Below are 11,163 nucleotides of genomic sequence, written 5' to 3'. Positions count from 1 at the left end.
TTTTCGTAGACGGTCACGTCGTCGCTGGCCGCGACCAGGCAGCTGTTGTGCACGTCGATCGTGATGGTGGTGGTGCTTTCGTCACCGTCACCATCGCGCAGGGTGTAGGTGAACACGTCGCTCGCACCCGGGCCGCTAACCGAGTTCGGGTAGCTGTGGTACACGGCATTGCCCGCCGCATCCAGCGTCAGGTAGCCGTAGGTGCCGTTGATCTGGCTGTTCAAGCCGCCATGCACAGGGGTCGAGGTGTCGCCGCCGGCGCGTACACCGACCACGCCACCACCGGCGAACTGGCCATCGGCACCCGCGTTGTCGTTCCACAGCACATTGCCGCCGATGTAGCCGCCCTCTCCCACCGAGGCTATATCAGGGGTAGCGGTGGGCACGTCATCGACGATGTTGATCACGATGGTGCTGGTGGCTATGTTGCCTTGGGCATCGGTGGCCTGGTAGGTGAAGCTTTCGTGCAGGGTGTTGGCGCCATCGTTGGCCTGCGGCATCGTGCTGGCCGGCGAAGTCAGGGTGTAGGTGTAGCTGCCATCAGGGTGCAGCAACAGCTGGCCGTAGGTGCCGATGGCATTGCTGAGCAGGCTGTAGGTGATGGCGCCACTGCCGCCATGGACCGCGTCGACCAGGGTGCCGCTGGCGGTTTCGGCCGGGCTGCACGGCTGGCTGCCATTCACGCTGCCGGGGGCCAGGTCCTGGCCGTCCTGGTGCAGGTCCAGGGCTTTTTCGTAGACGGTCACGTCGTGGTCGCTGGTCGCCACAAAGCAACTGTTATGTACGTCGATAGTGACGGTGGTGGTGCTTTCGTCACCGTCGGCGTCGCGTAGGGTATAGGTGAACACGTCGCTCGCGCCCGGGCCACTCACCGAGTTCGGGTAGCTGTGGTACACGGCGTTGCCCGCCGCATCCAGCGTCAGGTAACCGTAGGTGCCGTTGATCTGGCTGTTCAGGCCGCCATGCACCGGGGTCGAGGTGTCGGAGCCTGCGCGCACGCCAACCACGCCGCCGCCGGAACCATCGGCACCGCCGACGTCGTTCCACAGTACGTTGCCGGTGACGGTGCCGCCCTCGACCACTGACGTTGCATCGGGTTTGGCGGTCGGCAGGTCGTCGACGACCTTGACGTTGATTTCCCCACGCGCCTCGCTGCCGTCGGCATCGATGGCGATGACTTCGAAGTTCTCGCTGATGCTGTTGGCGCCGTCGGCGTTGGGGTGGGTCTCGGTGTAGTTCAGGGTGTAGCTGTAGCTCACCACGCCGGTGGCCGGGTCATAGCCGGTGACAGTCAGGGTGCTGCCCAGCCAGGTACTGCCGGAGATCGGCAAGGGCTGCACCACGCCACCGCTGATGATCGCGACGCCGGAAATGCTCAGGCTCTGCAGGCCGTCCGGGGCGTTGACGGTGAAGGTCCCGTGCTGGGTCAGCGCCGGGGCGTCAGGGTCGCTGCCGTACATGAGGTTTTTCTCGTAGACGGTGAGTTCGCCGCCTTCGACGTCGAGGCCGCCGATCGTCACCCCGTCATCGTTGTTGTACACGTTCAGCACCAGGTGCGCGGTGCTGCTGTCGCCGTCGGCGTCGGTCAGGGTATAGGTGAACGTCTCGGTGCCGTTGCCACCGGCGTGCAAGGCCTTGAAGTCGGCATCGCCGGGATTGAGGGTGTAGGTGTAGGTGCCATTGGCATGGAGCACCAGGGTGCCGTAGGTGCCGATGAAGGTGCCGGGGGTGATCGGGCCACTTGCAGGACCGGTTGTTATACGGTCGGCGCCTTGCACGTCATTGCCCAGGACGTTGCCTTCGAGGGTGAGCCGGGTTTCCGAGGCGGTGTCGGGGTTGCTGTCATCGTACGCCTTGGGCATGTCGTCGAGGATGGTGACGTCCAGGGAACCGGTGGCGGTGTCGCCGTTGCTGTCACCGGCAACCACGGTGAAGTGTTCGCTGAGATGGGTGCCGTCACCGCTCGAATGGTTTTCGTTGTCGTTGAGGGTGTAGCTGTAACTCACCACGCCCGTGGTCGGGTTGTACCCGGTGATGGTCAGGGTGCTGCCCAGCGGCGTGGTGATCGACTGTGGGAACCCGCTGGCCACGCCAGCGCTGATCACGCTGATCCCGCCGATGGTGAGGCTGGTCAGCCCGTCAAGCGCGGTGACGGTGAAGGTGCCGTTCTGGGTCAGCGCGGCGGGATTGCTTGCCGAACCGTCAGGCAGGTTGGCTTCCTTGACGGTCAGCTCACCGCCCGCCACCGACAGCCCATCGAGGGTGACCGGATTGTTCTCGGGTGGCGTGACTGTTGGTGGCAAAACTTCAGGTGGCGTGACTACAGGAGGCAAGACAGGCGGCAAGACAACAGGCGGAGTGCCGTCCGGTGGTGGGACTTCGGGCAGCGTGACCACTGGCGGCGTAATCAGCGGTGCAGCCGCACCGTCGTCGGGGTTTCGATCACCCTCGTGCCGCGCAAGCGGGAACTCCGGAATGCCGTTGAACCCGGCGGTGGGGAAGCCAATGGTCGGCTCGACCCGCCCCCCCACTTCCTCGAGCAAGACGAAACTGTGGCCCCCACCCTGTGCTCCCTCGGCAGGGCCGGTCGAACCCGGGCCGGCCGCCGTGGCTTCAGCGGTCTGGGTCGGGTCGTCACCGGCGGCAATGGCTTTTTGCAGTTGCTCGACATCGGTCAACTGCGCCTGGCTCGGAGTCGTCGCTTCAACCGTCTCCACATGGGGCGACGTCTGCGCCAGCAACTGGGCGGTCATTTGCAGGCTACTGCCGCGCCCCAGCGTCAGTTCCTGGCCATTTTGCAGATGCACCGCCACCGCGCCTTCGGCCCCGGTCACCAGTTGATCGCCGGCAAACAACCGGTCCCCCTCGATCAGCACTCGACGGGTGCCGTCACCCGCCACCGCGAAGACCTGACCGATAACCTTGCTGACGATACCGATGAGCGTAGCCATGTGCATTCCCTCCGCTGCCAACGCTTTGTCGGCACCCTGTCTGAATGCGGAGAACATGCCCATGGGCTCAAGCGGATTAACTGGCCAAATCGCCTGCCGGTCAACACGGATTACCCCAAGTAAGCCGTTGCCCGGACGTCGATCTCGTCCAGCGTATTGCTTGCGGCTAGTGCCCGCGACCTGGATAAACCCTTTGCAATCAATGGCATTGGGCTACCAGTCGAGAACAACGTCATCCGCCAGCGTTGCGTAACAGTCCTGAATCACCTTGGTGACAAAAAACCGTCACCTCAGTCTGCGCCGCATCCCTCCCCTCCAGCACTTCTCCGCTCTTTGTCGATAAGTGGACTTGACCTTTCCTCAAGCTCTGATGAGCGCCATAAGGCGCAGAAATCAAGGGCTTTCGCAGTGAACAATGTGCTGGATTTTGCAGAGTACATAAGTTTTTTTTGGCATAAGCCTTATGAGAAAAACTTCTTAGGTTCGCCTCAAAATGTTCTTAGCTCTGATGTTACAAGCATGAAACGGTTTTACCTATAAATGTCGTCAAATAATTGGCGACTCATAAAGCACCATTAGGATTCAGGGAGATGAACCATGCGTCTTTTAAACCCCCTGTGCAGCGCGGTTCTGCTGGCAATTGCCTGCAGTACCCAGGCGTATGCCATGTCACTGACCGAAGCAATCCAGAGCACCATCGCCACCCACCCGGAGCTCGCATCGCGGGTGGACAGCCGTCTGTCGGCTGACGAAGACGTGAAGGTCGCCAAGGGGGGCTTTTATCCATCGGTGGACCTCAATGCCGCGTACGGGCGCGGGTACAGCGACAACACCAACACTCGGGCGCTGGGCAATCACCATACCGAAATTCTCAATTACACCCAGTCAGAACTGCGCCTGCGGCAGATGCTCTTCGATGGCTTCAACACCGCCAACGAAGTCGAGCGCACCAAGGGCGTCGTCAACTCCCGGGCGTATTACGCCCAGGGTACCGCCCAAGACCTGGCCCTGCGCACCATCGAGGTCTACCTCGAAGTGCTCAAGCGCCGCGAACTGGTGACGCTGGCCAAAAACAACCTGCAAGCGCACTTGCGGGTCAACGACCAGATCGGCCTGCGCACCCAGCGTGGGATCGGCAGCAACGCCGACGCCGACCAGTCCACTGCCCGTCGGGCGTTGGCGGAGAACAACCTCGACACCGCCGAAGTCGACCTGGCCGACGCCGAGTCGAACTTCGCCGCCGTCGTCGGGCGCCTGCCTGATGAACTCGAAGCCCCGTCGTCGATCCGTGGCGAGCTGCCGGCCTCCCTGACCGATGCCCAGCAAAGCATGGTGGACAACAACCCGTACCTGAAATCCGCCCAGGCCGACGTGCAATCGGCCGAGAGCCAGTACGAAGTCGCCAAGTCGCCGTTCTACCCACGCTTCGACGCTGAAGCCGCGGTGGGCGCAAACAACAACATCGCCGGTGAAGAAGGCCATGACAACGAATGGCGGGTGGGCGTGGTGATGAACTACAACCTGTTCCGCGGCGGCAGCGACAAGGCGCGCCTGCAGTCCGATGCCCACAAGATCAATCAGGCGATGGACATCCGCAACAACGCCCTGCGCCAGCTCAACGAAAACATCCACCTGGCCTGGAACGCGATGGTCAACGCCAAGAAACAAACGCCGACCGCTCGCGAGTACGCCGAAACCAGCCGACGCGTACGCGTGGCGTATCAGGATCAGTTCGGCCTCGGCCAACGGACCCTGCTCGACCTGCTGGACAGCGAAAACGAGCTTTACAACGCCAACCGCCGCTACACCGAAGTACGCTACACCGAGGAATTTTCGATGTACCGGGTGCTGGCGAACATGGGTCAGTTGCTGAGCAAGCAACGCGTGGTGCTGCCCGCCGACGCCATCGCCCAGGCCGAAGTGAAAAGCGAAGCTCGCCTGCCTGAACTGAAGTAGTACCTGGAGCGATCAATGTGACCAGCATGGAAACCGCCAACACCGGTGTCGATCCACGCCTGAGCTTCGATGACCCGCTCCTGGACGGTCTGTTGATCCTCTGCAAACTCCACGGCGCGACGGTCAGTCGCGCCAGCCTCAGTGCCGGGCTGCCTATGGCACACCAACGCCTGAGCCTGGACCTGCTGCCCCGCGCGGCGGCCCGGGCGGGATTGCAGGCACGCCTGCTGCGCCGCGACCTCAAGGACATCTCTGCGCTGAACTTGCCGGTGCTGCTGTTGCTCAACAACGGCCGTACCACGGTGCTGCGCCGCTTTGGCGAGGATGACCGGGTGCTGATCCTGCCCAGCGAAGCCGATGGCGGCGAACAATGGACCACTGTCCAGGAGCTTGCCGGGCATTACAGTGGCCAGGCGTTGTTCGCCCGGCCACGGCATGAACTCGAAGACCTTCGATCACCGCTGGTGCCACGGGTGCATGCGTGGTTTCGCGACACCCTGAAGCTGTCGAAATGGTTGTACAGCGATGCGATCCTGGCGAGCTTCCTGATCAACCTGCTGGGGCTGATGGTGCCGCTGTTCGTGATGCAGACCTACGACCGCGTGGTGCCGAACCAGGCCACCTCGACCTTGTGGGTGCTGTCCATCGGCCTGCTGATCGGCACCGGGTTCGAACTGGTACTGCGGGTGGTGCGCGCGCATTTGCTGGACACCGCCGGCAAGAAGACCGACGTGATTCTCTCGGCGACCCTGTTCGAACGCATCACCGGCATGGCGATGAAAGCCAAGCCTGCGACCATCGGTGGTTTTGCCCAGAGCATTCACGATTTCCAGGGCCTGCGCGAGTTTCTCACCGCCGTGACCCTCACCAGCCTGATCGACCTGCCCTTTGCCCTGTTGATGCTGGTCGTGATCGGCCTGCTGGGCGGCTGGCTGGTGGTGATTCCAGTGCTGGCGTTTCCGATCACGATCATTTTCGCCATGATCATCCAGGCGCGCTTGCGCGACACCGTGCAGAAAAGCCTGAGCCTGGGCGCCGAACGCCAGGCCCTGCTGATCGAAACCCTTGGTGGCCTGGAAACCCTCAAGGCCTGCAGCGCCGAAAGCGAGCGCCAGCACAAATGGGAAAGCACCCACGGCGCCCTCACCCGCCTCGACAGCCACGCGCGTAACCTCTCGGCGCTGGCCACCAATGGCACGCTGTTCATCCAGCAGTTTTCAGGCATGGCGACCATCGTGGCCGGGGTCTACAGCATCATCGCCGGCAACCTCAGCGTCGGCGCGCTGGTGGCGACCTACATGCTCGGCAGCCGGGTCCTGGCGCCGCTGGGGCAAATCGCCGGCCTGATCACCCGCTACCAGCAAGCGCAACTGACCATGAAAAGCACCGACGCGCTGATGTCCCTGCCCCAGGAGCGCGACGCCAGACAACGGCCGCTGGAGCGCACGCAACTGCAAGGCGCCCTGGATATGGTCGGCGTGACCTTCCACTACAACGGCCAGAACGCCCCGGCGCTGGCCAACGTCAGCTTCAGCGTGAAGCCCGGCGAACGGATCGGCATCATCGGTCGCAGCGGCTCCGGCAAAAGCACCCTGGCGCGCCTGGTGATGGGGTTCTACGAACCGGCGCAAGGCCAATTGCTGCTCGATGGCCTGGACCTGCGCCAACTGGACGTCGCCGACCTGCGACACCAAATCGGTTACGTCGCCCATGACCTGCCGCTGCTGGCCGGCAGCCTGCGTGACAACCTGACCCTGGGCGCGCGCTACATCAGCGACTCGCGCATGCTTGAAGTGGCCGAACTGACCGGCGTCACCGAACTGGCCCGACAACACCCGCAAGGCTTCGACCGTCCGGTTGGCGAGCGCGGGCAGTTGCTGTCCGGTGGTCAACGCCAAGCGGTGCTGCTGGCCCGCGCCTTGTTGCTCGACCCGCCGATCATGCTGCTCGACGAACCCACCAGTGCCATGGACAACAGCAGCGAAGACGCCTTGCGGCAAAAACTCCACACCTGGGTCCAGGGCAAGACCCTGCTGCTGGTGACCCATCGCACCTCGATGCTCAGTCTGGTCGATCGCCTGGTGGTGCTGGACAACGGGCGGATCGTCGCCGACGGCCCGAAAGAAGCGGTCATCGATGCACTGCGCAAGGGCCGTGTCGGCTCTGCGGCCGTCTAGGAGTTGCCTATGTCTGCTTCATCGGATGCTTCGAAAGCACGTGGCTACTTCGACAGCTTCGGCAAAAGTGCCGAAGCCGAGTTCATGCCGGAAACGGCCGGCGCCGCGTTGCAGGACTCCCCGCGCTGGTCGCGGATCACCGTGTGGCTGGCCGCCGCGTTGCTGATCAGCGCCTTGGTCTGGGCCAAGTTCGCGGTGCTGCAGGAAGTCACCATGGGCGAAGGCAAGGCGATTCCGTCGAGCAAGGTCCAGGTGATCCAGAACCTTGAGGGCGGTATCGTCACCGAGATCTTCGTGCGCGAAGGGCAAATGGTGAACAAGGGCGACACCTTGCTGCGCCTGGATGACACACGCTACCTGTCGAACAAGGGCGAAAGCGAAGTCGATCGCTACGCGCTGACCGCGCAGGTCGAACGCCTGTCGGCAGAAGCCGAAGGCCGGCCGTTCAAGCTGTCGGAAGAGGTGATCGCCAAGGCGCCGCAAGTCGCCGAAGACGAACGCTCGCTGTACGAACAGCGGCAACGTCGACTGGCCAGCGAACAACGCACGCTGACCGAACAACTGCGGCAAAAAACCCAGGAACTGGCAGAGTTTCGCTCGAAAGCCGGGCAATACGCCTCCAGCCTGGCGCTGGTCAACCAGGAGATGGCGATGTCCGAGCCACTGGTCAAGACCGGTGCCGTATCGCCGGTTGAGATCCTGCGGCTCAAGCGCAGCGCGGTGGAAATCCGTGGTTCGCTGAACGCCACCACCCTGGCCATTCCCCGGGCGGAATCGGCGATTGCCGAGATCAGGAGCAAGATCGACGAGTCCGAGCAGTCGTTCCGTTCGGACGCGGCGAAGGAGCTGAATGAGAAACGCACCGACCTGTCGAAAATCACAGCCTCGAGCATTGCCATCGACGACCGCGTGACCCGCACCACCGTGGCCTCGCCGGTCAAGGGCATCATCAAGCTGTTGAAGGTCAACACCATCGGCGGCGTGGTCCAGCCGGGCAGCGACATGGTGGAAATCGTGCCGCTGGAAGACAACCTGCTGATCGAGGCCAAGGTGCGGCCACAGGACGTGGCGTTCCTGCATCCGGGCCAGAAAGCCATGGTCAAGTTCAGTGCCTACGATTACACGATCTACGGCGGCCTGAGCGCCAAGCTGGAATTGATCGGCGCGGACACCATCACCGACGACAAGGGCAACAGCTTTTACCTGATCCAGGTGCGCACCGATAAAAACCACCTCGGCGGGGACGCAAAACCACTGCTGATCATTCCGGGGATGGTGGCGACGGTGGATATCATTACCGGGGAGAAGACGGTGCTGGATTATCTGCTTAAACCGGTGCTCAAGGCGCGGACGGAGGCGATGCGCGAGCGCTAAGTATTCTGCGAAAACTACGGTGATTGTTCCGACGAAGAGACCCTTACTGCCATCGACTACTTCAGCCCATGATTGCGCTGAAAGGTCTCCTCCCCCATCGCCGCAATCTGCCCCTCGATCAACGCCTCGAACGGCTTGAGCAACGGCGCAAACGAGGTCGGCGCCTCAAGTGTTTCCAGCGCCTGCACAATCGCCTCCACCGTCGACAACGCCCCGGGCCCCGGCGCCTTGCGCAGCCGATAACGGGACACGCCATCCTCGGCCAGGGTCACCTTGGGTAACGCCGCCAGCAGCGGATTCAAGTGCAACATCTTGCGCGCCTTGCGCCAGGTTCCGTCCGGGACCACCAGCAATAGCGGCCCATCGGATGCGGCATACCCCTGCATCGGCTGCGCGTCCTCCCCGGGAAACAACAACCGCGCCCGATACCCCGGTTGATTCAACAGGGTCGGCAAATCCTCGAACACTTCACCGACGATCAACTCGGCATTGCGCAACCCAAGCGCCGCCAACCGCGCGGTGTTCAGTGCATGGTTCACTTCGCTGGGATGCTGCAACAGCAACACCCGGGTGCGGCTGTCGAGGTTGGGAATCAGCGGGCACAAGCAATGGCTCTGCGGACGCAGGCAGCGGGGACATTGAATTCTCGGCATCTTCTTCACGCCTGGTTGAGTTGGGCTTTGAGCAGATCGCGAAAGGTCTGGATCAGCGGCTCACGGCTACGCCCACGGCGCACGATCATCGAGAACGGTGCCTGATAACCAAAGGTGGCCGGCAACAACACGCGCAGGTCGCCCTTGTCCGCCCAGGCCTGGGCGTAGTGTTCCGGCAAGTAACCGATGTAGGCGCCGGACAGCACAAGAATCAGCTGCGCCTCCATGCTTTCCACGGTCGCGGCGCTGTGCTTGAAGCCGTGACGGGCCAACTCCGCCTGGCTCCAGTAACCGCGACCGACCATGCGTTGCTGGGTGATGACCTGCTCGGGGATGCGCCGCTCGTTGAACAGCGGATGCCGCGTGCTGCAATACAACCAGTGCTGTTCGCGGTACAGCGGCATGTATACCAGACCGCTCATGCGCGTGGAAAACGCGCCGATGGCCAGGTCGAGGCGGTTGTCCTGCACGCCCAGTTGCAGTTCGTAGGGGCTCATCACCGACAGGTGCAAGTGCACCGCCGGGTGCTCCTGGCTGTAGGCGCCGATGGCTTCGGCGAACGGCAAGGCCTTGTCGCTGACAGTGGAATCGATCACCCCCAGGTTCAGCGTGCCGCGCAATTCGCCCTTGAGCGCGGCGGCATATTGTTCGAAACCTTCGAGCTCGCCCAATAGACGCAGGGTTTCCTGATGAAACAGCTCACCCTTGCTGGTCAGGCTGAACCCGCCACGGCCACGATGGCACAACACCAGCCCCAGGGCGGCTTCGAGCTGGCTCATGTAGGTGCTGATGGCCGACGTCGAGAGGTTGAGCTCTTGCTGGGCGTTGGCGAAGCCCTGATGCCGCACCACGCTGACGAAAATGCGCAAAAGTTTCAGGTCGGGTAAAGCGTTGGCCATGGGGTTCTCCAGAGATCGGTGAGAAGTCTATCTCCCTGACCAGCATTAGTTTAGAAAAATCTGAACTAAGTATTTGCCCGTAGCGATTCTTCCCGGCCACTACATTTCGCAGAATCGGCACCTACTCGTGGTACCCGTCCCTGCGTGAACGGTGTAACCCAATAAATAAAACAACGACGATGAGGCCCTACCCGTGGACAAGATTCTTCACCAACCACTGGGCGGCAACGAAATGCCGCGCTTCGGCGGCATCGCCACCATGATGCGACTCCCCCATGTACCGACCGCTGCAGGTCTGGACGCCGCTTTTGTCGGCGTGCCGCTGGACATCGGTACTTCCCTGCGCCCTGGCACCCGTTTCGGGCCTCGTGAAATCCGCGCTGAATCGGTCATGATCCGCCCGTACAACATGGCCACCGGCGCTGCGCCGTTTGACTCGTTGTCGGTTGCCGATATCGGCGACGTGGCGATCAACACCTTCAACCTGCTGGATGCCGTACGGATCATCGAAGAATCCTACGACAACATCCTCGAACACGATGTGATTCCCCTGACTCTGGGTGGCGACCACACCATCACCCTGCCGATCCTGCGTGCCATCCATAAAAAACACGGCAAGGTCGGCCTGGTGCACATCGACGCCCACGCCGATGTGAACGATCACATGTTCGGCGAGAAAATCGCCCACGGCACCACCTTCCGTCGCGCCGTCGAAGAAGGCCTGATCGACCCGGACCGTGTGGTCCAGATCGGCCTGCGCGCCCAGGGCTACACCGCTGACGACTTCAACTGGAGCCGCAACCAGGGCTTCCGTGTGGTTCAGGCCGAAGAGTGCTGGCACAAGTCCCTGGCACCCCTGATGGCCGAAGTGCGCGAGAAAGTCGGCGGCGGCCCGGTGTACCTGAGCTTCGACATCGACGGTATCGATCCGGCCTGGGCACCTGGCACCGGCACCCCGGAAATCGGTGGCCTGACGACCATTCAGGCAATCGAGATCGTGCGTGGCTGCCAAGGCCTGGACCTGGTCGGTTGCGATCTGGTAGAAGTCTCGCCCGCTTACGACACCACCGGCAACACCTCGCTGCTGGCCGCCAACCTGCTGTACGAAATGCTCTGCGTACTGCCTGGCGTAGTCCATCGCTGAGGATCGGTC

7 protein-coding genes are annotated in these 11,163 nt (G+C 62.5%); 4 read left to right on the top strand and 3 right to left on the bottom strand.

The features are described from left to right. Positions 1 to 2,951: retention module-containing protein (locus PMI35_RS15220; protein WP_008060148.1), on the bottom strand; the 2,951-nt coding region annotated here is incomplete at its 3' end. 597 nt (positions 2,952 to 3,548) lie between these two features. On the opposite strand from PMI35_RS15220, the gene PMI35_RS15225 reads away from it, so the two are divergent. Genes PMI35_RS15225 through PMI35_RS15235 form a run of 3 tightly spaced genes read left to right on the top strand, consistent with a single transcriptional unit; the run spans position 3,549 to position 8,458 of the window. Continuing rightward, the gene (locus PMI35_RS15225; protein ID WP_008060146.1) at positions 3,549 to 4,907 is read left to right on the top strand and encodes a TolC family outer membrane protein; all 1,359 of its coding nucleotides are present in this window, start codon (positions 3,549 to 3,551) and stop codon (positions 4,905 to 4,907) included. Between the two features lie 17 nt (positions 4,908 to 4,924). Further along, positions 4,925 to 7,084, top strand: coding sequence for a type I secretion system permease/ATPase (locus PMI35_RS15230; protein WP_008060143.1), 2,160 nt, complete (start codon positions 4,925 to 4,927; stop codon positions 7,082 to 7,084). A gap of 9 nt (positions 7,085 to 7,093) precedes the next feature. Continuing rightward, a complete protein-coding gene (locus tag PMI35_RS15235; RefSeq protein ID WP_008060141.1) occupies positions 7,094 to 8,458 on the top strand; it encodes an HlyD family type I secretion periplasmic adaptor subunit in 1,365 nt (454 codons plus the stop codon). A gap of 56 nt (positions 8,459 to 8,514) precedes the next feature. On the opposite strand, the gene PMI35_RS15240 is transcribed toward PMI35_RS15235, so the two are convergent. Together PMI35_RS15240 and PMI35_RS15245 are read right to left on the bottom strand one after the other, a co-directional pair. Beyond that, positions 8,515 to 9,111, bottom strand: a complete 597-nt coding sequence (locus tag PMI35_RS15240) for a tRNA-uridine aminocarboxypropyltransferase (RefSeq protein WP_008060138.1) — start codon at positions 9,109 to 9,111, stop codon at positions 8,515 to 8,517. A gap of 5 nt (positions 9,112 to 9,116) precedes the next feature. Continuing rightward, positions 9,117 to 10,010, bottom strand: coding sequence for a LysR family transcriptional regulator (locus tag PMI35_RS15245; RefSeq protein ID WP_007972518.1), 894 nt, complete (start codon positions 10,008 to 10,010; stop codon positions 9,117 to 9,119). Positions 10,011 to 10,203: 193 nt separating this feature from the next. Between PMI35_RS15245 and speB the strand changes: the two genes are divergently transcribed. Then, a complete protein-coding gene (gene speB / locus PMI35_RS15250; RefSeq protein WP_008060136.1) occupies positions 10,204 to 11,154 on the top strand; it encodes an agmatinase in 951 nt (316 codons plus the stop codon). Positions 11,155 to 11,163 lie beyond the last annotated feature (9 nt).

Source organism: Pseudomonas sp. GM78 (assembly GCF_000282475.1).
Classification (GTDB): domain Bacteria; phylum Pseudomonadota; class Gammaproteobacteria; order Pseudomonadales; family Pseudomonadaceae; genus Aquipseudomonas.
The sequence above is the reverse complement of the archived record's forward strand: the minus strand, read 5'-3'. Positions and strand labels throughout refer to the sequence as shown.

Coding starts and splice junctions, on each gene's coding strand:
- PMI35_RS15225 (WP_008060146.1), top strand. CDS start 3,549: ATGCGTCTTTTAAACCCCCTGTGCAGCGCGGTTCTGCTGGCAATTGCC.
- PMI35_RS15235 (WP_008060141.1), top strand. CDS start 7,094: ATGTCTGCTTCATCGGATGCTTCGAAAGCACGTGGCTACTTCGACAGC.
- PMI35_RS15240 (WP_008060138.1), bottom strand. CDS start 9,111: ATGCCGAGAATTCAATGTCCCCGCTGCCTGCGTCCGCAGAGCCATTGC.
- PMI35_RS15245 (WP_007972518.1), bottom strand. CDS start 10,010: ATGGCCAACGCTTTACCCGACCTGAAACTTTTGCGCATTTTCGTCAGC.